The sequence below is a fragment of the Candidatus Acidiferrales bacterium genome, from assembly GCA_035515795.1.
GTDB lineage: Bacteria > Bacteroidota > Ignavibacteria > Kryptoniales > JAKASW01 > JAKASW01.
Genome location: DATJAY010000001.1, coordinates 23,265 through 46,572 on the forward strand (window position 1 = coordinate 23,265; position 23,308 = coordinate 46,572).

General features: G+C 48.6%; 28 protein-coding genes. 2 read left to right on the forward strand and 26 right to left on the reverse strand.

Annotated elements, in window-relative coordinates; all coding sequences use genetic code 11:
- Positions 1-150: 150 nt before the first annotated feature.
- The gene (locus VLX91_00120; protein ID HUI28588.1) at positions 151-978 is read left to right on the forward strand and encodes a class I SAM-dependent methyltransferase; all 828 of its coding nucleotides are present in this window, start codon (positions 151-153) and stop codon (positions 976-978) included.
- Between the two features lie 22 nt (positions 979-1,000).
- Here VLX91_00120 and VLX91_00125 read toward each other — a convergent pair whose 3' ends face one another.
- From VLX91_00125 to VLX91_00155, 7 genes are read right to left on the reverse strand one after another with little or no spacing between them, the layout of a single operon-like run.
- Complete coding sequence (locus VLX91_00125) at positions 1,001-1,840, reverse strand: FAD/NAD(P)-binding protein (protein ID HUI28589.1); 840 nt, start codon at positions 1,838-1,840, stop codon at positions 1,001-1,003.
- Positions 1,837-2,925, reverse strand: a complete 1,089-nt coding sequence (locus tag VLX91_00130) for a 4Fe-4S dicluster domain-containing protein (protein HUI28590.1) — start codon at positions 2,923-2,925, stop codon at positions 1,837-1,839. The genes VLX91_00125 and VLX91_00130 overlap by 4 nt, the downstream gene beginning before the upstream one ends.
- Positions 2,926-2,963: 38 nt before the next feature.
- Positions 2,964-3,764: a hypothetical protein gene (locus tag VLX91_00135; GenBank protein ID HUI28591.1), complete on the reverse strand. Its 801-nt coding sequence runs from the start codon at positions 3,762-3,764 to the stop codon at positions 2,964-2,966.
- A 31-nt stretch (positions 3,765-3,795) separates the two neighbouring features.
- Positions 3,796-4,233 (reverse strand): hydrogenase iron-sulfur subunit, encoded by a 438-nt coding sequence (locus VLX91_00140; GenBank protein ID HUI28592.1) that lies wholly within the window; start codon positions 4,231-4,233, stop codon positions 3,796-3,798.
- Between the two features lies 1 nt (position 4,234).
- The gene (locus VLX91_00145; protein HUI28593.1) at positions 4,235-6,232 is read right to left on the reverse strand and encodes a CoB--CoM heterodisulfide reductase iron-sulfur subunit A family protein; all 1,998 of its coding nucleotides are present in this window, start codon (positions 6,230-6,232) and stop codon (positions 4,235-4,237) included.
- Positions 6,233-6,251: 19 nt separating this feature from the next.
- Entirely contained in the window at positions 6,252-7,148 is an 897-nt protein-coding gene (locus VLX91_00150) for a CoB--CoM heterodisulfide reductase iron-sulfur subunit B family protein (protein HUI28594.1), read from the reverse strand.
- Entirely contained in the window at positions 7,145-7,711 is a 567-nt protein-coding gene (locus VLX91_00155; protein HUI28595.1) for a 4Fe-4S dicluster domain-containing protein, read from the reverse strand. The genes VLX91_00150 and VLX91_00155 overlap by 4 nt, the downstream gene beginning before the upstream one ends.
- A gap of 325 nt (positions 7,712-8,036) precedes the next feature.
- Between VLX91_00155 and VLX91_00160 the strand changes: the two genes are divergently transcribed.
- A complete protein-coding gene (locus VLX91_00160) occupies positions 8,037-8,828 on the forward strand; it encodes an SDR family oxidoreductase (GenBank protein HUI28596.1) in 792 nt (263 codons plus the stop codon).
- 72 nt (positions 8,829-8,900) lie between these two features.
- Here VLX91_00160 and VLX91_00165 read toward each other — a convergent pair whose 3' ends face one another.
- The 19 genes from VLX91_00165 to VLX91_00255 all read right to left on the reverse strand — a co-directional run bounded on the left by VLX91_00165 (position 8,901) and on the right by VLX91_00255 (position 23,266).
- Positions 8,901-11,177, reverse strand: a complete 2,277-nt coding sequence (locus VLX91_00165) for a PBP1A family penicillin-binding protein (protein HUI28597.1) — start codon at positions 11,175-11,177, stop codon at positions 8,901-8,903.
- Positions 11,174-11,947 carry a UDP-2,3-diacylglucosamine diphosphatase gene (locus VLX91_00170; GenBank protein HUI28598.1) on the reverse strand — a complete coding sequence of 258 codons (774 nt, stop codon included), beginning with the start codon at positions 11,945-11,947 and terminating at the stop codon, positions 11,174-11,176. Before VLX91_00170 ends, VLX91_00165 begins: the two co-directional genes overlap by 4 nt.
- Positions 11,948-12,358: a hypothetical protein gene (locus VLX91_00175; protein ID HUI28599.1), complete on the reverse strand. Its 411-nt coding sequence runs from the start codon at positions 12,356-12,358 to the stop codon at positions 11,948-11,950. It lies immediately after the preceding gene.
- Between the two features lie 35 nt (positions 12,359-12,393).
- Complete coding sequence (locus tag VLX91_00180) at positions 12,394-13,665, reverse strand: MFS transporter (protein HUI28600.1); 1,272 nt, start codon at positions 13,663-13,665, stop codon at positions 12,394-12,396.
- Positions 13,662-14,129, reverse strand: a complete 468-nt coding sequence (gene nusB, locus VLX91_00185; protein ID HUI28601.1) for a transcription antitermination factor NusB — start codon at positions 14,127-14,129, stop codon at positions 13,662-13,664. Before nusB ends, VLX91_00180 begins: the two co-directional genes overlap by 4 nt.
- Positions 14,130-14,221: 92 nt before the next feature.
- Entirely contained in the window at positions 14,222-15,163 is a 942-nt protein-coding gene (locus VLX91_00190; GenBank protein HUI28602.1) for a YdcF family protein, read from the reverse strand.
- 113 nt (positions 15,164-15,276) lie between these two features.
- On the reverse strand, positions 15,277-15,768 hold the full coding sequence (locus tag VLX91_00195) for a hypothetical protein (GenBank protein HUI28603.1): 492 nt from the start codon (positions 15,766-15,768) through the stop codon (positions 15,277-15,279).
- A 10-nt stretch (positions 15,769-15,778) separates the two neighbouring features.
- Positions 15,779-16,351 (reverse strand): zf-HC2 domain-containing protein, encoded by a 573-nt coding sequence (locus tag VLX91_00200; protein ID HUI28604.1) that lies wholly within the window; start codon positions 16,349-16,351, stop codon positions 15,779-15,781.
- A complete protein-coding gene (locus VLX91_00205) occupies positions 16,338-16,889 on the reverse strand; it encodes a sigma-70 family RNA polymerase sigma factor (GenBank protein ID HUI28605.1) in 552 nt (183 codons plus the stop codon). The genes VLX91_00200 and VLX91_00205 overlap by 14 nt, the downstream gene beginning before the upstream one ends.
- 197 nt (positions 16,890-17,086) lie before the next feature.
- Positions 17,087-17,461: a holo-ACP synthase gene (gene acpS / locus VLX91_00210; GenBank protein HUI28606.1), complete on the reverse strand. Its 375-nt coding sequence runs from the start codon at positions 17,459-17,461 to the stop codon at positions 17,087-17,089.
- On the reverse strand, positions 17,454-18,140 hold the full coding sequence (locus VLX91_00215) for a TIGR02253 family HAD-type hydrolase (protein HUI28607.1): 687 nt from the start codon (positions 18,138-18,140) through the stop codon (positions 17,454-17,456). Before VLX91_00215 ends, acpS begins: the two co-directional genes overlap by 8 nt.
- Entirely contained in the window at positions 18,137-18,568 is a 432-nt protein-coding gene (locus VLX91_00220) for a type II 3-dehydroquinate dehydratase (protein HUI28608.1), read from the reverse strand. The genes VLX91_00215 and VLX91_00220 overlap by 4 nt, the downstream gene beginning before the upstream one ends.
- On the reverse strand, positions 18,549-18,833 hold the full coding sequence (locus tag VLX91_00225) for a hypothetical protein (GenBank protein HUI28609.1): 285 nt from the start codon (positions 18,831-18,833) through the stop codon (positions 18,549-18,551). The genes VLX91_00220 and VLX91_00225 overlap by 20 nt, the downstream gene beginning before the upstream one ends.
- On the reverse strand, positions 18,814-19,488 hold the full coding sequence (locus VLX91_00230; GenBank protein ID HUI28610.1) for a hypothetical protein: 675 nt from the start codon (positions 19,486-19,488) through the stop codon (positions 18,814-18,816). The genes VLX91_00225 and VLX91_00230 overlap by 20 nt, the downstream gene beginning before the upstream one ends.
- A complete protein-coding gene (locus VLX91_00235; GenBank protein HUI28611.1) occupies positions 19,488-20,330 on the reverse strand; it encodes an MqnA/MqnD/SBP family protein in 843 nt (280 codons plus the stop codon). Before VLX91_00235 ends, VLX91_00230 begins: the two co-directional genes overlap by 1 nt.
- Positions 20,327-21,040: an endonuclease III gene (gene nth / locus VLX91_00240; protein ID HUI28612.1), complete on the reverse strand. Its 714-nt coding sequence runs from the start codon at positions 21,038-21,040 to the stop codon at positions 20,327-20,329. The genes VLX91_00235 and nth overlap by 4 nt, the downstream gene beginning before the upstream one ends.
- A gap of 142 nt (positions 21,041-21,182) precedes the next feature.
- The gene (locus VLX91_00245) at positions 21,183-22,457 is read right to left on the reverse strand and encodes a serpin family protein (protein ID HUI28613.1); all 1,275 of its coding nucleotides are present in this window, start codon (positions 22,455-22,457) and stop codon (positions 21,183-21,185) included.
- 108 nt (positions 22,458-22,565) lie between these two features.
- Positions 22,566-22,946 carry a (2Fe-2S) ferredoxin domain-containing protein gene (locus VLX91_00250; GenBank protein HUI28614.1) on the reverse strand — a complete coding sequence of 127 codons (381 nt, stop codon included), beginning with the start codon at positions 22,944-22,946 and terminating at the stop codon, positions 22,566-22,568.
- Between the two features lie 32 nt (positions 22,947-22,978).
- Positions 22,979-23,266 (reverse strand): 2Fe-2S iron-sulfur cluster-binding protein, encoded by a 288-nt coding sequence (locus VLX91_00255; GenBank protein ID HUI28615.1) that lies wholly within the window; start codon positions 23,264-23,266, stop codon positions 22,979-22,981.
- Between the last annotated feature and the right edge of the window lie 42 nt (positions 23,267-23,308).

A 23,308-nucleotide genomic window follows, 5' to 3' on the forward strand; every position in this document is an offset into this window, starting at 1 on the left:
TGGCCTGCCAATTTCTGTGGCCCGAAACCTCTTTCAAGTTGAGGTATCGAGATTTGAATTGAGGCCCACCCCGAAATTTGCTTCTTTGCATAAGCCAGTTTACTTTTTTATGCAGAATCACCGATAAGATAATCACTTGGAGTTTACACCATGTCTCACTTCTATGATGACCTGAACAATCCTGAAACAGTCTCCGTCATCGATGAGCTGTCCTACTGGTCGGCACCGTTTGGATTGAAGCTTTTGGACGTCGTTCGGTATAAAAAGAACATCCACGCATTGGACATCGGTTGCGGACCGGGATTTCCACTCCTGGAACTCTCAATGCGGCTGGGAAATACATCGAAAGTCTTCGGAATCGATCCATGGAAAGCCGCGCTCGACCGTGTCCGGCAAAAAATAAGGATATACGAGTTAGCGAACGTTGAAGTCATTGGGGGTCATGCTGAAGAGATGCCCTTCGATCCAGGCTACTTCGACTTGGTTGTCTCTAACAACGGAATCAACAATGTCACGGACCTCGACAAGACTTTTGAAGAATGCCGCCGGGTTACAAAGAGCGGCGCGCAGTTTATCTTCACATTCAACACAGATCAGACCTTCGTGGAATTCTATGATGTGTACCGTGACATCCTTAGGAAACGCGGGATGGAAAAGTGGCAGGAGAAGCTATCCGAGCATATTTATTCAAAACGCAGACCCGTTTCCGAATTCAAGGAGAAATTAAAGAAGAATGGCTTCAAGGTTGCGTCGGTTTATCAAGATATCTTTTACTATCGTTTCGTGGATGCAACCGCGATGCTCGACCATTTTTTTATCAAGCTAGCCTTCATGCCAAGCTGGAAGGAGATCATTCCGGATAACCGTCGGGAAGAAACATTTCAGGAGATCGAGAGAAAACTCAACCTTGAGTCCGGCAAGTCCCGCGGATTCACGATGCAGGTTCCATTTGTGACGATGGACTGTGTAAAGATGTAACTGTTGGGGGGCCGAATCTTTGTCAATACTCCGGCGGGAGCGACTGCAATTGCCTGTAAGTGAAAACAGGTCCGTCTTTGCACACATAAACCGATCCGACATTGCATCGCCCGCATTTCCCGACACCGCATTTCATCCGGTTTTCCAGAGTTGTGTAAATCATCTCCGAATCGAAACCGAATTTTTCCAATACGGGGAAGGTGAATTTTATCATTACAGGCGGTCCACAGACAATCGCGACAGTATTTGAACTTGTCGGAGACATTTGCTCGAGCACCGTCGGCACAAACCCGATCTTCCCTTTCCAGTCAGCGGTCTCACCGCCCGGATCGACAGTGGTGACAAGCTTCATGTCCGTACGTTTCCCCCATTCATCCAGCTCGTGTTTGTACACGAGATCGTCAACCGTGCGTGCGCCGTATAGAATGGTGATGTCCTTGAACCAATCGCGCATATCAAGCGCATTCCATATCACGCATCGCATTGGCGGAAGCGCAATGCCGCCTGCAATGAAGAGAAGATTCTTACCCTTCCATTCTTCCAGAGGAAAAATATTTCCATACGGTCCGCGAAATCCTATGACTTCGCCTGCTTCCATCCGTGCCAGCGCGGACGTGACTCGACCGGCTTCGCGGAACGTGCATTCGATGTAGTCCTTCCGAGTCGGTGATGATGCAATGCAAAATGTAGATTCACCTTCGCCGAAAACAGAATATTCGCCGAATTGTCCCGCTCCGAATGCAAACCTCTCGCGATCGGAATCGTCTGTGAAATCCAGGCGGAACGTCTTGACGCCCGGCGCCTCTTCGGTCACCTTCTCGATCCGCATCAGGTACGGGTTATAGATGTTGTCCAAACTCACTGCCGTTCCTCAACTCGTTGTCGTCCTTCTTCCAGTATATGATCCAAAGCGTTCAACTCCTCTTTCAAATTCATATCCGCCGGGCAGGCGCGCGAGCACCTGCCGCAACCGACGCAGCCGAGCAAATTATACCGCTCGGGCATATATGAAAATTTGTGCATGACACGCTGCCGCCAGCGAGTACTCTGGGTTGGACGTGGATTATGCCCCGATGTATGTAATGTAAACAGTGCGAATCCACATGAATCCCAGCACCGAAGCCGATCACCTTTCCTGCTGTTACCTTCATCCTGGATGTCGAAACACGAACACACAGGGCAGACATATGCGCACGCACCGCAGCCTAAACATCGCAGCGAAGCTTCATCCCATATCGGATTATTGAACGCGCCGGAAAGCTTTCCTGCAATTTCTTTATGCGAGAATGTTTGCAGAAGCTTTGTGAGATATTCTTCTTTGTTTATTTCTTCACCCTCGTCAAACAACTCTTTTTCGGATTCAACCAGAAACTTACCTTTTTCAGTCAGACATTCTACGAGATATCGCTTGTCTCTCACCGGCGTCAGCAAGACATCGCTTCCTGTGGAATCGCCCGGCCCGGCACCGACCGAGGTGCAAAAACAATTCTCATCGGATCCTGCGCAGCTCATACTTACGACCGTCAGGGAATCCTGCCGCCGCTGAACGAAAGTATCTGGAATGTCTTGCCGGAAAAATTCAGCCAGCGTCTTCAGCCCGATTGCGTCGCATGGACGCGAGCCAAATAGCACACGATCTGCCGTTTTTTGTCCCCGGGAACAATCAGTGACGTTCATTTTGCCGTCGACATAATGGTACGAAAGCATTCGCTCTACCTTCGGAAACAATAATTCCTTAGGTGATTCGACAGTCTGTACATAATCAAAAACGACGGATGAAACGTCTTTCACCGGCAGGAAAAAAATCTTCTCTGCCCTCAGTTGCGGCGCGTAAAGTTCTTTACCTGAATCAATAATACTCCTGAGAAATACCAACAGATTATCACGTGTAATGAAAGTCATTTCCTGTTTCACACCCTTGAGGCTGCGCTCATATTGTTTTTTCAACGATCATTTCTTTTTCCTGGTCCTTCATTCAAGACAAATCATACAATAAACGACTCTTTATCATCTACCTTGAATGACGACAATGCTGAAGGCGCGTCGCAACGCAAACCCGGCCTGAAACCGAACTCCTGTTCCACGATGCGTGACGCTTCAATCGTCAGAAGTCCAATGGGAATCCCCACAGGACAAGCGATCGTGCATGAGCCGCATTCGATACATCTGCCGGCAAGATGCATCGCACGATTCATGTGCCACTCAAAATTTCCCTGAGCGTGGGATGGTACACAAACCCACTGAGGTCGGTTGTTGTCTGTAATGCACCGCTCGCAATAACACAGCGGACAAGCCGCCCGGCATGCATAACACTTGAAACACCTCGACAACTCGTCCTGCCAGTATTTGAAGCGCTCCTGCAAAGACATACCAGCGATCGTTTCGATCTCCTTTCGCGCGAAGGGTGGAAATACTACCGGGTGACTCGCCGAATAAGCTTCAAGCGAGGCGTTGTCTCCCAATTCCACCACAGCATCATCCTCCACGACAAGGGTGACTACGTCGCTGCTTTTCAACTGGTTTTCAGAAATCAATTGAATGATGCTTTTCACCGTTGCGGGCGCGGCCACAATTGCCGGTCTGCCAATCTTTTTCAGCTCAGGTTTGAAGAGATACGTTGATAAGTTTAGACGGCAACGATTATCCGATACCAGCTTTGCGACATCGGCTGAATTACGCACGAATACCGGCCGGACCCGTTCACCACTCCCGTTGCCGTACCCGATGATAACGCCGACTTTTCCGGACTCAAGTAACTCTTTTGCCTTTTCTTGTAACGCTCGCATTTATTCTTCTTTCAAAATCTAAATCGACACATCAAGCAACTTTCTGTATGGCCGTCTCGGAAAATTCTTTTGATGGATCAAGGTCGCAGATTTCTTGAACCGTCTCGTTGACGATTTCCGCCCACTTGGCACCTTCCGCCGCCGACACCCATGAAAACTTCACGCGCCGCATGTCGATGCCCATATATTCCATCATTTGCCGGAAGACAATCCAGCGGCGCCGTGCGTGAAAATTTCCTGAGGTGTAATGACAGTCGTTCGGATGACAACCGGAAACGATGACTCCGTCGGCACCCTGCTCGAACGCTTTCAGCAATAGGTTGTAATCGATCCTTCCCGTGCATGGAAAGCGAACGATGCGCACATTCGTCGCATACTTTGTTCTGCTTGTTCCGGTTAAGTCGGCCCCGGCGTATGTGCACCAGTTGCAGACAAATGCGACAATTTTCGGTTCAAAACTGTTTTCCATCTTAGCTCATCAGCTCCATGACTTCCGCATAGACTTGTTCATTGCTGTAGCCCTGCAAATCGATCGAGTCCGACCTGCAAAATGCGACGCAAGTTCCGCATCCCTGGCACAAACCGGGATTCACTTTGGCGACTGTCTTAATGATTTTGCCGTCGCGAGTTTTTATTTCTTCCCGTTCGATCGCGTGAAACGGGCATGCAGACTGACACATGAAGCATCCGACACACGTCGAAAACGCAGGCGGCGCGCTTCTGTTCACGACGGCAACGACCGGCTCGCGCGTCAATTCGTCGCCCGAAAACATTCCAACCACCTTGCTCGCTGCAGCCGAGGCTTGACTGACACTGTCGGGGATATCTTTTGGTGACTGGCATGCGCCCGCGAGGAAAATCCCTGCAGTGTTTGTTTCAACCGGTCGCAACTTTGGATGTGCTTCCGCAAAGAAATGGTGCGAATCGTAACTCACGTGCAGTTTCTGCGCGAGTTCCTCGGCACCGGCATTTGCGACACCCGCAGTTGCCAGCACCACCATGTCGGCTTCAATTTCCACCTGCTGTGCACCGAGAAGCGTATCGGCTCCGCGGACAATGAGTTTGCCTCCGCGTTCGTACACGCGAGAGACGCGCCCGCGAATGTAATTGACGTTGTCTTCTTCTATAGCCCTCCTGACAAATTCGTCGTACCCTTTTCCACCGGCGCGAATATCCATATAAAACACATACGCATCGCCATCATGAACTTCATGCCTGTACAGCATCGCATGCTTTGCCGTGTACATGCAGCAGATTTTTGAACAGTACTCGATCCCTTTTGCGGGGTCGCGCGATCCTGCGCACGCGATGAAAACAATTTTCTTCGGAACCTTTCCATCGGACGGACGTTTCACTTCACCAAGCGTAGGGCCCGAAGCCGAAAGGAGTCGTTCAAATTGCAACCCTGTAACGACATCTTTGTACTTCCCGTAACCGTATTCCGGGAAGAAAGATGTATCCACGATGTTAAACCCGGTGGACACAACAACAGAGCCGACAGGGATGTCAATCAGTTCGTCCTCTTGATCCAGTTGAATAGCATTTGCGGGGCACTTCGTCACGCAGAATTGACATTTACCTCTGAGATAATACGAACATTGCGCCCGGTCGATGACGGGTTTGTTTGGAACTGCTTGCGGGAACGGGATGTAAATAGCGCTGCGCATTCCGAGTCCCATATTAAATTCACTCGGATTTTTCTTAAACGGGCATGCCGTCGAACAGTCACCGCATCCCGTGCAAGCCTTCTCATCAATGCCTCTCGCCTTCTTGCGAATCCTCGCTGTGAAGTTGCCGATGAAACCGGTCAGGCTCTCAACTTCCGAGTAAGTATATAACGTGATGTTAGGATGTTGCGCCACCTCCACCATCCGCGGCGTCAGAATACATTGCGAACAATCAAGAGTCGGGAATGTTTCAGAAAGCTGGGACATGTGTCCGCCGATCGACGGCTCTCGCTCCACTATTACAACTTTCTGGCCGGCATTTGCGATATCGAGAGCAGCCTGGATTCCCGCAATTCCTCCGCCGATAACCAATGCAGTCTTTGTGACCGGAACTTTTATCGAATACAGCGGTTTGTTTCTCTTGACCTTCTCTACCATCATTGAAACAAGATCAATTGCTTTTTCCGTCGTCGCATCGCTTTTCGTGTGGACCCACGAACAATGCTCGCGTAGATTTGCCATCTCACACATATAAGGATTCAAACCCTCTGCCGCACAGGTCTTGCGAAATGTAGGCTCGTGCATTCGAGGTGAGCACGCCGCGACGACAACGCCGGTAAGATTTTTTTGCTTGATCGCTTCGCGGATCAGATTCTGGCCTGGATCTGAACACATGTATTTATAATCGACGCTGTAAGAGACGCCCGGGATTGCAGCACATGTCTCAGCGACCTTCCTGCAATCGACAGTAGCGCCGATGTTCTCGCCGCAATGACAAATGAATACTCCTACGCGTGACATCGAAGAATTCAGTCCTCCATCATACGGCCGCTTTAACGCCAGTCTGCGGTTTGATTTGAATCTTGCTCTTCCCTTTCAAATCGACCGGAACAAAATGACGCTGCATACCTAGTTGTTTGTGGTCAAGCCCGAGGGCAAGTCCGATGGCTTGAGTAACATACAAAATCGGTATTGAAAACTTCTTGCCCGTTGTCCGCTCGATATCTTTTCGCCGCATGTCGAGATTCGAATGGCACATCGGACAAGCAACGATGATAGCCTCTGCTCCTCGCCCGGCTGCATCCTCCAGAATATTACCGCTCAGGCGTCCGACAACATCGGTACGGGTAACGGACAAGCTTGCACCGCAACATTCTGTCTTCATTCCCCAATCAAGCGGCTTGGCACCGATACGGTTCATTAGCTCATCCATTTGCACCGGGTCTTCGATTCGTCCCTCGCGTGTCACACTCTTCGGACGAACAAGCAAACAACCGTAGTAACAAACAACCTTATGCGGAAAAGTATTCGGGAAAGTTTTTGAAACTTCGGGCGTCAAAACACGGTCGAGAACTTCAAGGATATTTCTGACTATCGTAGTTCCGGCGTACGACATTCCTATCATGTCCGCCACTTGCTGCCTGACTCTTGCATTTGCCGCAAGATCCGATTTGGCTGAAGCGAGTCGGTTGAAACATGCTGCACAAGGGACCACCATCTCATCCATCTTCTGGCGTTCTGCCTGTGCCAGAATACTCGCAGGCAAAGCGAGCGATAGTCCGTGATCAATGGCATGGGCAGAACTCGCACCGCAGCAACTCCATCCTTCGACTTCTTCAAGCTCCATACCTAACGGCGGCGCGATTGCGCGCAGCGATTCTGCATATTCGCGCGCTGATCCTTCAAATGAGCATCCCGGATATAAGCCGATTTTCACTTCGGCTGCTCCACTTCGCGTCCGGCATTTGAAAAAAACCGGCTCGAAAGTTTTTTATGATATGACGGAAGAAGTGCCAGCTTCCCCTTTTTGAGCATCAGTGGAGCCAGAACAATATCCTGCCAAAAATGACGGGTGCGAAGCTTGTAACCCGCGACAAGGCCAACCTCCCACATTCTCCCGAAGTGACGAATAGTATGTAAGAACGACTTGTGGAACGCGATGATGTCTCTCGCTCCGCGGTGTACCACCTTGCGCCTCAGGGATTCCGCCCGGAGAATATCCATAATTCTTGGAAGATCAACGTCCATCGGACAGCGTGCGTCGCATGTGTGACAGGCCAAACAAAGCCATATGGTGTAACTGCCAAGTATCTTCATCTCCGAAGCTGCCTCTCTTGTTTGCAGCAACCGCATGATTATGCTCGGAGCAAAATCCATTTCATTTGCCGCCGGGCATCCCGCAGAACACTTCCCGCACTGGTAACAGTGATTGACCGACATACCTATTTCGTCCTGTACCGTCTCGGCAAGCGTCACGTCAACATGGTTAGCAATCGACATCGAGCATCCTAAAATGAACAGACATTTAATTAGACCGCAGAATAGTAGTTTTGAAGGAATTCGAGCATCAGCGCTGTTCAGCTGACGCGCGTTCATCGATTAGATCAAACTGATGAGTATGCTTCGAAAAGACGGATCCTGTTGTTGTTTCTTTCAGTCCTGATTCTGCAAACAACCATGCATATAAGATACAAAATATTTGACAATCATTCCATCTGCGAATGGCACTTGCAATTTTACTACACCCTGAATAATTTTCTCCATGAACCTCGCTTCCCCCTGCATTCCCTTTTGTTATCCTGTATTATAACCTACAGAGGATAAAATGGATTTAGGACTTAAAGAGAAAGTTGCTGTTGTCACGGCATCGACTAAGGGTCTCGGGAAGGCAACGGCCTTGTCGCTCGCATCCGAAGGCGCTAATGTCGTCATCAACGGCAGGCACAAGCAAAACATCCATGATGCCATCGATGAGATCAAAAGCAAAACCGGCAAGTCCCCGCTCGCCATCCAGGGCGATCTGACCCAGCCCGAGGACATCGACCGACTTTTCGACGATGTAATCAAACATCATGGTACAATTCACATTTTAGTCTCAAATGCCGGCGGCCCGCCTGCCGGGGTTTTCAACGACTTCAACGACGAGCAATGGCTGAAGGCCGTCGACTTAAGTCTCATGAGCGCAGTCAGACTCATACGCAAGGCGGCGCCGATCATGCAGAAACAAAAATGGGGACGAATAGTAAACATCTCGTCCGTGACGGTGAAACAACCGGCGGACAATTTGCTCCTTTCCAATTCGATACGTGCCGCGGTAGTCGGTCTGACGAAAACGATTTCACGCGACCTTGCGAGCGACAATGTTCTGATCAACAACATCGCTCCTTATTACATAGCGACCAAGAGAATCGATTACTTGATGGAGGAAACGGCGGCGAAGAAAGGGATCACAAAAGATCAGGCGCTCCAAAGTATCGTGAAAGAAATTCCTATGGGAAGACTCGGTACGCCCGAAGAATTCGGTGATTTCGTTGCTTTCTTATGTTCGGAGAAGAACAGCTATGTTACGGGAGCGACGATTCAGTTTGACGGCGGAGCGTATAGAGGGATGATGTAAACAAAATCAAATGTTAGAAAACGAAAGCATGGAGCGTCAATCCAATTGGTGCTTCCTATCATGCGTCCTTTTTCAGTAACCGATCTTCCCGTCAGGTTGCGTTACTGCCTGCTGATTCGGCGAGGTATGCACATCACAAACGGGCGGAAGATACTTCGCGTTGAAAATCTCCGTGACTTTCTGCGGACAAAACTCGGTAGCAAGTTTTCCGGTCTGGGCACAGATTGTCGCAGTCACGACGCCATCGGGCTGAACAAACGACGAAATCGGAAGTCCGATCTCTTTGTCGTTGTACGAGTCTCTCATGAACATCCCCCAGATCGGGGCCGCCGCCCTTCCGCCCTGACCGTCCCAATCAGTGAAATGCATCCTATCGTCATCGAAACCAACCCAAACACCAGCTACGAGCTGTGGCGTATATCCGACGAACCACGCATCGCCAAAGTCCTGAGTCGTGCCGGTCTTGCCTGCCGCATCCAGATAAAAATAACTTCTCACTCTTGCACCGGTCCCACCCGGAGTCATCACCCCGCGAAGCATGTCGGTCATCAGGTACGCCGTCTGCTTGCTCAAGACTTCGGAAGACTGAGCGTGATCATCTTCGATCACATTTCCATTCTTATCTTCTATCCGAAGAATGAAAATCGGTTTAGTCAAAATCCCTTCGTTGGCAAAGACACCATACGCAGAAGTCAGCTGGATGGGAATGACTACCGAAGTTCCCATTGCGATAGACTCGTAGGGAGCAAGGTAGGTGGTGATTCCCATTCGATGAGCATAATCAACTACCTGATTGACAGGAGCAATTTCCTGCACTGCCCTGACCGAGACGACGTTCACGGAATATTTTATCGCATCGCGAAGCGACATCTCGCCGCCGAACTCGCCGTCTGCATTCCTGGGCGACCATCTTGTTCCGTCCGCCATAACGATAGTCACTGGTTGGTTCAGCAGTTTGTAAGACGGTGCATACCCGTTGTCGACGGCCACCGTGTAGACAAACGGCTTGAACGCGGAACCCGGCTGGCGCGCAATCTGCGTGACATGGTTGAGTCCGTAGCGGAACTGCTTATAGTTCGAAGCACCGACCAACGCTTTAATGTACCCTGTTTTAGGATCGATGCAGACAAATCCGACCTGTATCATCTCCTCCGCCTTTTTGACAGAATCTATGAAAGCCTGATTCGAGTGGAGCTGATCATAAATCTGTTTCCGGTCACTGTCGTTCACCGCATCACGATAGCCAGGCGAATCCTTTATTGCTTTGTCAATCGCTATCAACAATGTCGCATCGTTGTTTTTCCAATCCCACCTCGAATCGAAAATTTTCTGGTAATCTGCCACCTGACGATCCACCGCCGAGTCGGCATACTCCTGCATACGCGAATCTAGACTCGTGTAAACGGTCAGCCCGTCGCGATAAATATCGAATCCGTACTTCTCTGCCTTCTTTTCAAGCTCCTGTCTCACCATCTCCACAAAATGCGGTGCCAATCCGGTTGACGGCCCATGATATTTCACATCGAGCGGTATTTTCTTTGCGGCGTCGTAATCGGTCTGAGATATTTTACCATCGTCGTAAAGATTTTTCAGTACTACGTTGCGGACAGTCACCGCCCGCGTGGGATGTTCGAGCGGATCATACCTTGCAGGCGACCGCAAGAGTCCGATCAACAGGGCAGCGTCCGGAAGCGTTAGGTCAGATGATGATTCGTCGAAATAAAGCTGCGCGGCTGATTCGATGCCGTAGGCCCCTCTCCCGAAGTAAACGTCATTCAGATACATCGCCAGGATTTCCTGCTTCGTGTAGGTGCGCTCGATCTGAACTGCAGTTATCGCCTCGCGAAGCTTCCTCGTCAGCGTCGTTTCCTGATTCAAATACAGGTTTCGAGCCAATTGCTGCGTGATCGTACTCGCGCCCTCTTTCGCACGGAGGTGAATTACGTCAACCGCTATCGCACTCATGATCCTGAGAGGATCGATTCCCCAGTGAGAATAAAACTTTTTGTCTTCAGTTGAAATCAGCGCGTCGGCGACGTAGTGAGGAAGCTGGCCCACGTCAGTGACGGCGCGGTTCTTCATGAAAAACTGATCTATGATGTCCCCATCTGTCGAAAGAATGCGAGTCGCCAACTCAGGTTTCGGATTTTCCAGCTCCTCGAGTGAGGGAAGTCCGGAAATTATGTAAATCACATATACCATCAAGAGGACCAAAATCCCCCCGATCATCCATAATCTGAATTTAAGTTTACCTCTCGAAAAAAACTTTTTTCCCCCTCTCCTGCTTTTTCTGTATTCAGGATCGTTGAAATAACGTTCCATCTCTTCTTTGGAATAGCGCCACTTCATGCTTCTACTTCCCAGTTCATTAATTTTACGGTGTCGCCGTCAAAAATGCCGTAAGTAAAATTCTTCAGCCAATCCCCAAGATTTACATATACGCCTTTCCCGTTCGGATGTCCCGCAGGCGGAGCCGGGATGCGCGGGAAATACTCGCATCGTGGTACATGATTGTGTCCCATGATGACAAAATCATAACCCTCGCTGATTTTCCTTTCTGCGAACATCAACATCCCGTCTGCCTCGCCGAAATCTTTGCTCGACGTATACTCCCTGCTCTTTTTTGAGAAAGCCTTCGCAAAATAGAAACCGACATCCGGATGAATCCATCGGATAAATGTTCTCGAATGGTTATTTCTCAATATTTTCTTCAACATCCTGTATCCGGAGTCTTTCTGTGCCAAACCGTCTCCGTGTATTATCAAGAACCTCTTTCCGTTTATGTTCTCGGAAAAACCTTCCTGGTGAACTCGGAGCCCGATAGACTTCTCAAAAAATTCTCCCAGAAAAAAATCGTGATTTCCCGCGACATAATCCACAGCAATCCCGCCATCGACCATTTCCTTGAGCTTCACGTACAGCCAAAAATAATCTTTCGGCACGACATATCTATATTCAAACCAAAAATCGAATAGATCACCAACTACGATCAGCCTGCTTCCATTCCCGACCACAACGTCCAGGAATTTCAACACCTCTTTTCGCCTCTTCGTTTCAAAATCCTGCGAGAGTGTCGGAGCGCCGAGGTGAATATCGGAGATGAAGTAGACCGGCTTCAATTACTTTTTCACTCTCACGACCACGGAAACTGTATCCTTGCTCATGCGACACCACCCCTCTTTGTTCGAGCAAAAGGTATAGCCGACGACGAAGCCCAGTTCATGCGATCCCGCGTCGAGGCCGGTGACGTTACATTCCACTTCGATCGGATTCGACAAATCCAGATATTCTCCCGATTTCGGAGGCTCTTTAACACTCACCTTCGCCGCGCTGTCACACGGCTTCACTGAAATCGGCGGTTGAGCATTTACATGAATCCCGCTCGACGGTCTCACTTCTATGAGGAACTTAAAAGGTTTGCCGTTCTCGACATCGATAAAATTGTTCTTTACTTCGAGGACTACATATTTTTGCGGGTAAACTGCAATGCTCATCGTTGTAATGATTAACAAAAGAATCGGCCTTAACATTCAACTTCCGACGGTTAACAATTTAAAGTGCGACATCAACCCGACTCTCCGTTCTCCGTTCGCCCATGCCACTCGATCTTGACCTGTCGAAGTAATATAATCCCCCCGACAAAAAATATCAGCACGGAAAGGACGGCAATTCTCTGGCTCCCTGTGAAACTGGATATCGCTCCGAATGTAAGGGGCCCCATGATGGCGGATGCATTGCCGGCAATTCCATCGTAGAATCCGAAAAATTCCGCCGCATGTTCCGCCGGACTCAACAGAGCCATGAGACTTCTGCTCGAAGACTGTGATGAACCGATCGCCATTCCGGCAAACAAACCGACGATATAAAACTCCCATTTAGTCTGAATGAAGAATGCCGAGGTCACGACCGCAACCCAGATGAACAGCGTGATGGTAATGCTTCTTTTCGGCCCCCAGTGGTCGGTCAATATCCCGAACACGACCGAGCCCAAGATAGCCGTCGATTGCGCCACGATGAAAAACATTACTACTTCGATTTCGGTGAACCCGAGTGTGCCACGCGCATAGAGTGCAGAGAAAAAAATTACGGTATTGACACCATCTATGTATAAAAAGAATGCAAGCAGAAATCTCGAGAGCGACTTATACTTTCCGAGCCGTTTGAAAGTTCTGACGGCCCGTCTGAGTCCCAGGCGAAAGTACGGAAGCTTGTGCCGGTAGACGCCCGAGTGATCGCGAAGTCTGAGAAAAGCTGGAATTGAGAACACGGCAAAGAATGCAGACACGATTAGAAAGCTCAGCCGAAAACTCTGGATGTTGCCCGGATCGAAGCCTCCCCTTATGAGTGGAAATGCGATCGCCAATATCGACAGCGCGCCAAGGTATCCCATCCCAAACCCGTATCCTGACACGCGGCCGTAAATATATCTTGGTGCGATCTCCGGCAAGAACGCATCATAGAAAGTGTAGCCGCCCTGAAACCCTACATTCGCTGCGATGAACACGATCATTCCCGCAAGTATCATACCTCTTTCTATCCAGTACAGCAATGCGGTCGCGAGTATGCACAACATCGAAAACGCCATCAGGAATCTTTTCCTCTTGTGCGAATAATCGCTTGCTGCTCCCAATGCCGGTGATAACGCTGCGGCAATAATCATTGAGATGCTATCCGCGAGCCCCCAATAAAAATCTCCGCGTGACGTCCCGGCAGTTACGATTTCACGAAAGTACAAAGCATACCCCACCGTTTTTATCATTACCGAAAAGGATGTGCGAGCGTAATCGAAAAGCGTCCAGGAGAAAATCGTGAGACGAGAGTAGCGCTCTTCGGTCATAATTTCTTTTTTACCGAAGTATTTACCAGTCCTCTGCCGCTTTTCTTTATTTTTCCTTCACTCGACAACTGCTTTAGAGAAGCATCGAGTATTCCGTTGACGAATTTCGGACTCTCTTCCGTGCTGTATCTCTTTGCCAATTCAATAATTTCGTTCATCGTCACTTTCGTTGGAATCTCCTGAGCAAAAAGAATTTCCGCCACACCCATCCTGAGCAAACTGCGGTCGACCGGGTTGACACGTGAAATATCCCAATGGTCCAGATGCCCTTGAAGAACCAAGTCCAGATCCTGCACATGTTCAAGAGTATCGCGAAAAAGCTTCCTGGCAAATTCAAGTGCTGCTCGATCCACAATGTCTTTAAAAATGTCGTTGCTCAAGAAATCCGGAGACGTTCCGGACATTTCATACGCATAGAGCGTCTGGAGTACGCGTTCACGAGCGAGTCTTCGTTGAGAAGCCATTGTAAATTAAATTTGAATTCTAATTTTTGGATTCTGGATATTTGTTGCCGGCCGTCGATCCAACACTCATGGTTTGAAATTCAAAATCCACTTCATGCTCCAAAAAGGAGGAAGACCTGTATTGCGGCAGACTCCCGAAGACGGGAGTAGAATTCGTTTGCGGCAAACAACCTGTATGAACTTGCCGCTCCATAAATCCCGGCCTGCGTGACGCCTTCCCATGAGCACATCAACAGCACACGAGGCAAATGCCAATTATCTGTTACCACCACAATGTTCTTCATCCCGAGCGAATCTACGAGAACATCCTTAATATATTCCGCCTGTTCACTGGTACAAAAAGTATTATGTTCGGCAACTATGGACGAATCGGGAATGCCTCGCTGTCTGAGGTACCATGCCTGGACCTCCGACTCTATAGTATCGAACCTCTTGGTTCCGCCTGTGACGATGATTTTTTTGGCCTGGCCGGAATTAAATATATTGATGGCCGTCTCCAGTCTGCCGCGAAGTATCGGGCTCGGTTTGTATTTTCCCCACACGGAAGCACCAAGCACTACCGCGGCATCACTCTTCATGCCAGGACGAAATGTTTCGCCGTTCGTGAAAGTATAGATGAACCCGGCGAACGTAAAGACTCCGGCGATGAAAACAATTCCGGCTAAAATTTTGCCAATGTTGGGACGCTTCGTGAATGAAATTACCGCGATGCTTGAAAACTGAATCATCACTGCCGCATATGCCAGGACAGATGGCTCGCCTGAAGCTTCACCGGCAGGAGGAAGATAAAACGAACATGCTAAAAAAATCATCGCAGTCAGGAAGAAAAATGCCACGAGCAAATTGGATATTTTCTTTCGGGATAAAACCTCGGCGAGAAATATTACGGCCGCAATGACTGCGGCCAGCGGGAGGTTTTGTGCACTGGTGATGCCCCCCTGCAGGTTCCCAGCTACCGCTCTGTTTGCGGATATTTTTAATGCCGCCACGACGTCCATGAAAACGGCAATGTGCAAAAGAGCTTTCGATTTCAAAGGTCAACGAAAATTGTTATCGATTTCAAATTAAGGAAGACCCCGCATACGGGATCCGGCAATAAATTTAAGATATGAAGGCGGGAATTAAAAGTGTCGGCAAAAAAAAATTCTCAATAACCTCGTTCCCTCATCCTCTGTTGCATTATCATTCTAACCCGTTCGCGAATCTCGCGCTCAAATTTTTGTTCAAAAACTATATATTTTGCGACCTCAATCGGTGAAAGTACCCCCTCCAACGACTGCATGAATTTTGCATGTTCTTCCGCCAGCTGAGCGTCAAGATTCAGAATTTGCTGGACTTGTTTTTTTAGCTCGGGGTCTTCCGCATTTTCCTTCAGCAAAGAATCGAGCGCACGGACCGCTCCTCTTCGCTCCATAGCGATATTCCTGAGCTGGGAGTCGTAATTATTATAAAGCGGGAAAAACTTCTCAGCCTTACCCATCGGAAGATCCATATCCTTCGTCATCTGCCAGATTTTTATCTGCTCAAGCTGTCTCCCGACTTCGCGGTTCATCGGAGGGCCTTCCGGCGGCGGGCCCATTTCTTGCCCGAACAGATAAGCAGCGGGCAAAAGGAAAAACAGAACTGCAATTCTCTTCATGATCATCCTCTTAGTTAGAAGAAATATTCCCCGTGTAATCAAAATCTTCAAGAGACATAGACGAATCCGCAACCGACGCCCACATCGATTTGACGACAGCCAGCTGCAACGAATCGTCCACGGTGCTGATCTCATCCGTTTCATGGAGCGGCAGAGCTGCAGAACTAACATAGTTCACGTTGAGATTGGAGAGATCGATAACCTGCTCCGCGGGAAGTGAAGCAGCCAAGCTCGTTATGCTCGACACCGGCTCACCGGATTTGAACGAATATTCGTAAACTCCTATTCCGAATGCCAGCAGAAGAACGACAAGCCCTCCGGCAAATGCAGGGACTTTCCATGGCGCGGGCCGCGGCACAGTAATCCTCTCCATGATAGAGACCCTCAACTCCTGCCAAAACCCGTCGGGGTATTCTTCGCGCTCCACTCCGTCCAGAATCGTGATTGCCTTCCTCATCGCTGCAAGTTCTTCATTGCACTCGGAACACGACCCAAGATGGCTTTCAATACTCCTTTTAAGATTGGGTTCAACCCTGTCAAGAACATAGTCCGGCAGATTCAGAACGACATCATCGCATTTCATTTTTTAAAAATTCTCCGATTTTTTTCATTGCGTGAAAATAATTTGCTTTCAGCGCACCCAGAGATCTGTGCATCACCTGAGCTATCTCTTCGTATGACAGCTCTTCATAAAACCTCAAGATAAAAACTTGCCTCTGCTGCACCGGAAGTGCGGCTACCGCCCTGGAGACAAGTTTCTTCAACTCATCCTGGTCCACCTGGCGTTGAGGCTCACTTCCTCCACTCAACATATTCGACACAACTTCATCCAATCTCACAACAGCCCTTACTTTCCTCTTCCGCAGGTAGCTGATAGAAACGTTCGTTGCAATTCTGTATATGTACGTGTATAGATTTGCATCGCCGCGAAATTTCTTGAGAGAATCATGCAGCTTTATGAAAACCTCCTGGGTTGCATCGGCAGACTCGTCGTCATCATTGAGCATCCTTTTGACCACGAAAAAAACTTTTTTTTCATAGCGGTCAACGATTTCTGAAAAGGCTCTGTCATTTCCATCTTTTACTTGCCCTATAAGTTCCAGATCGCTTGGACTTTGCATTCTCCTAACAGGATCCCTTCGGGAAAAGAACTCTACTCGTCCGGTTTTCGAAAAAAACCTGAAAAGGGACGAATGCCAGCATGGAAGTCCTCGGAAGATTCGGAAAGTAAGGAGTTTCTCATGCTTTTGATTTTGTCTGATAATGAGACGTTGAAAAACGAACCGTGGTTTAAGTCAGGATTCTCCCGCCCGGCGGGTCAGCCTTCGGATGAGATAATAACGACCGCCGCAACATAATCTCCCGAATGCGACAATGACAGAAATATTTTTTTCATGCCGAAACTTCTGAGCGCAGATCCATTCAGTCGAAGGCATGGTCTCCCGCTCGGCTCGTTTGTCACCTCTACTTCCTGCCAGGAGAAATCGCTGTTCCATCCGGTGCCGGTCGCTTTACTGAAAGCTTCCTTGGCGGCAAATCTCGCCGCATAATGCTGGAACGGATTGGGTTTGTCGGAACAGTATTTTATTTCTTCACCTGTGAAAATTCTATCCACGAAGAGTGTGCCATAATCCTCGATGCTCGTCCTGATCCTGCCGACTTCAACTATGTCTATGCCGACTCCTTCAACCACCGGAATTCTCCCGTTTGATTATCCCGACAAGCTCCTGAATATCGTTGGCCTCATAATCGCCGCCGGATATCACCGTGTCGAATGTGTCGCCGTAACGCGCGAAGACGGTCTTCATTCCGACCTTCTTTGCGCCGATAATGTCGCGCTCGGCCCAATCGCCCACCATCAACGCTTCAACCGCCTTAACGCCCAACTTCTTAAGGGCGAGAGTGAACGGAGCCGGGTGGGGCTTTCGCTCATTGGTATCCTCAAACGTCACCACGACATCGAAGATATTGTGCATATTCAAATAAGTCAAACGCAGCCATGCCTCTCTTGCCGGTGCATCCGACACCACCGCGAGCTTCATTCCCATCTTCAATAGCTCGTAGAGGGTCATGTTAACGTGCGGATACGGCACGAGCGCCGCTTCACGAGCGCGACGATACGCGACCACGCCCGCCGACAAAATTTTATAATCTACCTTATCGAAGATATCAGAAAGCAGCGAATCGAAGACGTACTGAAATTCGATCCCTTTCTCCTTGTAAATCGCGTCGATCCTTTTCTTCACCTCGTCGTAAGACAAGTCCAGTCCGGCATCAATCATGGCGCGAATCGCAGCGTCGATCGCCTCTCCCTTCATTTTCATGAAGTCAACCAGAGTGTTATCGAGGTCGAAAACTACAGCCTTGATCATTTCTTCAGAATCTCAGAGAGTGCGAACACGGCGGCAAAATATGAAAACTTCCCGAAGCCCGTTACCGTTCCTTTGCATACTTCCGAGATCGCACTTTTCCTCCGAAATTCTTCGCGGGCAAAAACCTGTGAAAGATGAACTTCAACAACCGGTCTTTTGATCGACGCGATTGCGTCTCTCAATGCGACGCTGTAATGACTCAATGCTCCGGCGTTAAGAATGGCTCCGTCGAAACCGTCTTTATCAACCGACTGAATTTTATTGATCAGATCTCCTTCGCTGTTTGTCTGGAAAAATTCGAAACCGATCTCTGGAAATTTAGCCTTCATCTCCGAATTGATGGTCGCGAGTGTATCTTTGCCGTAAATCTCGGGCTCGCGCAGTCCAGTCAAGTTCAAGTTGGGACCATTAGCTACGAGTAGTTTCATTTCGAGTCTCCTTCTGTTCTTCGATGAATTCACGTATTGCCGGCTTCAGGAACAAATTTTCTATCCCCACTTCAGACAAGCTTCTCGCCAGCGTCGAGGCACGATGTTTCTGATCAAATTTTTTATTTATGACGATTAGTTTTTCCTCTTTTAGAATGCAGTAGCCACCGCTGAAATCACCTTTTTCATAGATAACCTTCAGGCCCAATTGCGATGCGGCTTCCTCGAGCTCTGCAATCAGCGCTTCAGTTTTCAGCTTCGGCATTTTTCCTTATTCCTTCCGGAGATTCAGTTCTCTTTTTATTTGTTTTTATCGGACGGAAGACCAGTGCAGCGATCGCACTATAATATGAAAGTATTGCTATGACCGAGAGTCCGCCAAGACCGCTCACCCTCTCAACAAACAGCTTGCGCATTTCATCGCGCAGCGGCCCAGGGTCTGCACCGAGAAAGAGCTGTAGTTGAAAATCCACGTAAGATAAAAAAAACCTCAGATCAAGATACGAAGTATAAAACTCTATCGGAATGAAAATCGCGAAAAGGATGATCGCCATGAAAGTGTTTGGGTTATCCTTCATGCGTAAATCGGACTTCGACAAAAACGTGATGAATCCAACCAGCGCAAGAAGGTAGCCGAACACGATCAGAAGCGAAGTCCGTGCAAGCAGGTTATAAATTTCCTTTTCCGCATCGAACGGTATATCCTGCCGAAACCTCAAAGTTCCGATCTCGACGAGATCGTTTCCGATTATCGCCCGCGCAGATGACCCTCCAAGGTAAAACACGCCGCCGACGATCATAACAAAAAGAGCGACCTTTGCACCGGTCTTCATTTGTCCTCGACCGGAGATATTGTTCATAGTCTCATTCGACTTTTCATTTTCCGATTTTTGCCAGGCACGTGCAAAATCCTGTGCCATTACAATTGTTCCGGCGTTTCGACGAACTCTGCTTTGCATCTCGCCGGCAAAAGATTCCGCTCGTAAGCCAAATCCAAAAACAACTGAATCGCCTCTTTCCCCTTCTTGCCGTAGTCGAGAGTCCAGTCGTTCACGTACATTCCGACAAATCTATCGGCAAGATTCCGATTCATTCCTCTGGCAAACTCCAAAGCATATCTCAACCCTTCCTCACGATGTTCGAGCGAGTAGGCAATGCTCTTTTTCAAATAGTAAGCGACTTTTTTCTTGACCTCCGACGATAGGTCGCGTCGAACGACATTTCCACCGAGAGGAAGAGGCAAATCGAATTTTTCTTTAAACCACGCTCCGAGATCGACTATGTTGTGCAGTCCGGTGCTTTCGTACGTGAGCTGCCCCTCATGTATTATCAATCCTGCGTCGAAATTACCGGATAAGACGTTCTCAATTATTTGATCAAACGGAACTACCTGATATTCGAAAGTCCCGGCGAAAATGCTGAGCGCGAGAAACGCCGATGTTCGTTTCCCCGGAATTGCGATTTTAAGATTATTTATGTCTCCAACTTTGTACGGCTTCGTGCTGACCACCATCGGGCCGTAACCGTCTCCCATGCTTGCCCCGCTGCTGAGCATCTGGTATTTGTCTGCAATGTAAGGATAAGCGTGGATTGACACCGCGCTTACTTCATATTCCCCGTTCATTGCCTTCTGGTTCAGCGTTTCGATGTCGCTCAAAATATTTTCAAATTCGATTCCACCCGTATCAAACTTTTTATTGGCAAGTGCATAGAACATGAAGGCGTCATCTGAATCGGGACTGTGTGCTACTCTTATTTTCAATTTTTTCCTTCCTTGCCGGTAAAACCTAATGCGGATGGACATAACTTGTTGACGATGCATCCCTCGCATTTTGGAAGCCTTGCGGTGCAGACCCTTCTGCCGTGTGAGATCAACAGATGCGATAACATCGCCCAGTCTTTCGGCGGAAACAAATCCATCAAATCGAATTCGATCTTTGTCGGATCATCTTCTTTGGAGAAACCGAGCCGTCGTGAGAGTCTTCTGACATGAGTGTCGACTGCGATCCCGGGAATTCCAAAGGCATTTCCAAGAACTACGTTAGCAGTTTTCCTACCGACGCCATCGAGAGTCAGCAGCTCTTCCATGGTCCGCGGAACTTCCCCGTCGTACTTTTCCACAATCGATTTGCTGGTGCTCAGAATCGATTTGGCTTTCTGCCGAAAAAACCCCGTCGATTTTATTTCTTTCTCAAGCTCCTTCCTGTCGGCCCCGGCAAGACTTTTCGGCGAAGGATATTTCGCGAAAAGGCCCGGCGTGACCATATTGACGCGCGCGTCGGTGCACTGAGCCGAAAGGATCGTTGCAATCAGAAGTTCGAACGGCGAACTGAAACTCAATGCGGCTCTCGCATCAGGATATTCTCTCTTCAAAAGCTCAAGAACTTTCTTCGCGCGATCCTTGACAGAGATACCTGCGAAATTTGATTTAGCTTCTTTCCTGGTTTTAGCTTGAATTGCACTGACGGGCATAGATTTATGGGTCGCTCGAATTGTTCTTGGTACATGGAAATTTAGTCAAATGGAGCTGAATAGAAAAATCTGTCGATAATAAAACCTTGTCAGGGTTTCTGCGAAGCGCTCCTTCGGACTTTCTGCCTTGACAAGGTATCGTTCAATTCTGACTAGATGCAGTTGGATCGACAACAGCTCCCATGAACATGATGGTGTTGTCGTGGTTCTCCTTGATAAGAAAGATAAAAGGCCTATCGACGGTGAAATAGATTGGTCCGATATGTGGACCCACGACAGTTGTTCCTACAGTCACTACCGTCACCGCTGCTGCCTCCGTTCCTCTTTCATTCACATCGATGTAAGTCTTGTGGAGGACACCGGTGATTTGCAATGGCATAGTTTTGTTGATCCTCGTAAAATCGGCTCCGCCGCTGAACGCGCTTCCCATTCCCAAATTCGTAAGGATACGGACTAAATCCGTTTTGTATTCCACCTTGAATTTTGGAAGGCTCACTACAACGTCTTGTTCCGATAAACCGTCTATGATGTTATTCACCTCGGTCTGAGTCAAGGAAACCTCGGCGTCCGAAAATGACGACGACCCATTCGGCAGCAATACCAACATACTGTAATCGCCGCTTCCGTACGGAAGTTCCACGGCCGTGAAACTGCTGTCCGAATAATATTTCATCACGGTATCATGTACCATCATGGTCGGGACATTTTCATTTGTTCCGCTCAAGAGTGCAAATGGTTTGTCTTCCGTGTTTGCAGAATCAAATTCATATTTCCAGGTGCCATTAAAGTAGAGGGCGTTTATCAAATACATCATGGTGCCGGGATCAATCGGCGGCGAAATCACATCGGGAATTTTCCCGTTCGTTTTGTCGCTTACCCACGAGTTGACGACATTAGCTGCATTAGGGTCGCTGAAATTGAGCGGTCTCACATCCGCATTGTAATACACCGAGTCGGTCGTCAGAAAGCTGCTGATCACTTGAAAAGTGTTCCTGTACCATATTGAGTTCGCAATATTGAATGTAACATTCGGATCGAGATTGCTGAACATGGTGATTAAACTCTGGTACGATTGGTTGATTTCATCATTCGTCAGTCCGCTGAGACCGAGAGTTTTCTGCATGTCGTCGTATGTCTTCCCGTTAGCTCCGTTTAATGTCATTGCCAACGCCATTGAAACGCTGAGCGGCGAGATGAAAAAGTTTTCTCCCTTTTCCTGTGCCGCAACCTGTCCGAAGAGATTTGCCGCAAACGAATTAGTTGCCGACTCGACTTGCTTTTCGATGGGACTGATAGGTAGTGGATTGGGATTGGGATTGGGATTATTGCCCGGTGATGTCACATGGCTGCATCCGAAATTGGTCATGATAACCGCGACAATTACACCCAAAAAGAAAATTGTCCGACTGCGCTTCATATACTCCCCCTTTTATTGTTGCACAATCTCATTTTTAGGGCATTCTGAGCAAATGTCCGCTAAAATATTATACCGTGCACAAATCAAATGCAAGTCAACGACGAGATCTTACTTCTCATCCGACCGGGAAAATCGCCCGTCTATAGGATCGTATTTCATCCTCTCAGGTTTGTACCGTGGATCGGGCAGAAGGAGCCGTTCGACAACTTCACCGCCGATGATGTGGCGTTCTATGATTTCGGCGACGTCTTCTCTCTTTACGTGACAGTACCACACTCCTTCCGGGTAAATCACGACGTTCGGTCCATATTCGCAAACGTCAAGGCAGCCGGCTTTGTTTGCCCTGACTTTTGTTTTCAAGCCGCGGTCATGCAATTCCTTCTTGAACAACCCGCGGATTTCCTCGCTTCCCTTTTGCGCGCAGGAACCTTTGGGATCATCGTCATTTCTTCTATTGGTACAAATAAAAATGTGGCGAATGTATCTCATAAGAATTCATAAATCATCGCTTAAGATTTCCGTTACCAATATCCCGTGGTAATACGCACGTCTCCATAGACTCTTGCCCGGCAGGCAACTCTTTCCGTTTTCCCGTAATTGCCCGACCTCATGAGTTTCTTCTCGCATTCTTCAGGCGACGAAAGATTTTGCATCCCGTCGACAACCTCGACTTTACACCAGCCGCATACGCAGTCTCCACGGCAGGAGCTTCCAATTGGAATTCCATTTACGCGCGCCGCTTTAAAAAGGGTCTCCCCGGTTTTTAATTCAACCACTTTATTCAGAGGAACGAATAGTACCTTTGGCATCCATCATCAAGCATGTGAAATTTCAAACATCAGATGCTCAAT

Excerpts from the sequence above, each read along its gene's own strand:
- VLX91_00120 (HUI28588.1), top strand. The coding sequence starts at position 151 with ATGTCTCACTTCTATGATGACCTGAACAATCCTGAAACAGTCTCCGTC.
- VLX91_00135 (HUI28591.1), bottom strand. The coding sequence starts at position 3,764 with ATGCGAGCGTTACAAGAAAAGGCAAAAGAGTTACTTGAGTCCGGAAAA.
- VLX91_00140 (HUI28592.1), bottom strand. The coding sequence starts at position 4,233 with ATGGAAAACAGTTTTGAACCGAAAATTGTCGCATTTGTCTGCAACTGG.
- VLX91_00145 (HUI28593.1), bottom strand. The coding sequence starts at position 6,232 with ATGTCACGCGTAGGAGTATTCATTTGTCATTGCGGCGAGAACATCGGC.
- VLX91_00155 (HUI28595.1), bottom strand. The coding sequence starts at position 7,711 with ATGTCGATTGCTAACCATGTTGACGTGACGCTTGCCGAGACGGTACAG.
- VLX91_00160 (HUI28596.1), top strand. The coding sequence starts at position 8,037 with ATGGATTTAGGACTTAAAGAGAAAGTTGCTGTTGTCACGGCATCGACT.
- VLX91_00165 (HUI28597.1), bottom strand. The coding sequence starts at position 11,177 with ATGAAGTGGCGCTATTCCAAAGAAGAGATGGAACGTTATTTCAACGAT.
- VLX91_00175 (HUI28599.1), bottom strand. The coding sequence starts at position 12,358 with ATGTTAAGGCCGATTCTTTTGTTAATCATTACAACGATGAGCATTGCA.
- VLX91_00180 (HUI28600.1), bottom strand. The coding sequence starts at position 13,665 with ATGACCGAAGAGCGCTACTCTCGTCTCACGATTTTCTCCTGGACGCTT.
- nusB (HUI28601.1), bottom strand. The coding sequence starts at position 14,129 with ATGGCTTCTCAACGAAGACTCGCTCGTGAACGCGTACTCCAGACGCTC.
- VLX91_00195 (HUI28603.1), bottom strand. The coding sequence starts at position 15,768 with ATGAAGAGAATTGCAGTTCTGTTTTTCCTTTTGCCCGCTGCTTATCTG.
- VLX91_00200 (HUI28604.1), bottom strand. The coding sequence starts at position 16,351 with ATGAAATGCGATGATGTCGTTCTGAATCTGCCGGACTATGTTCTTGAC.
- VLX91_00205 (HUI28605.1), bottom strand. The coding sequence starts at position 16,889 with ATGCAAAGTCCAAGCGATCTGGAACTTATAGGGCAAGTAAAAGATGGA.
- VLX91_00215 (HUI28607.1), bottom strand. The coding sequence starts at position 18,140 with ATGATCAAGGCTGTAGTTTTCGACCTCGATAACACTCTGGTTGACTTC.
- VLX91_00220 (HUI28608.1), bottom strand. The coding sequence starts at position 18,568 with ATGAAACTACTCGTAGCTAATGGTCCCAACTTGAACTTGACTGGACTG.
- VLX91_00225 (HUI28609.1), bottom strand. The coding sequence starts at position 18,833 with ATGCCGAAGCTGAAAACTGAAGCGCTGATTGCAGAGCTCGAGGAAGCC.
- VLX91_00230 (HUI28610.1), bottom strand. The coding sequence starts at position 19,488 with ATGGCACAGGATTTTGCACGTGCCTGGCAAAAATCGGAAAATGAAAAG.
- nth (HUI28612.1), bottom strand. The coding sequence starts at position 21,040 with ATGCCCGTCAGTGCAATTCAAGCTAAAACCAGGAAAGAAGCTAAATCA.
- VLX91_00245 (HUI28613.1), bottom strand. The coding sequence starts at position 22,457 with ATGAAGCGCAGTCGGACAATTTTCTTTTTGGGTGTAATTGTCGCGGTT.
- VLX91_00250 (HUI28614.1), bottom strand. The coding sequence starts at position 22,946 with ATGAGATACATTCGCCACATTTTTATTTGTACCAATAGAAGAAATGAC.
- VLX91_00255 (HUI28615.1), bottom strand. The coding sequence starts at position 23,266 with ATGCCAAAGGTACTATTCGTTCCTCTGAATAAAGTGGTTGAATTAAAA.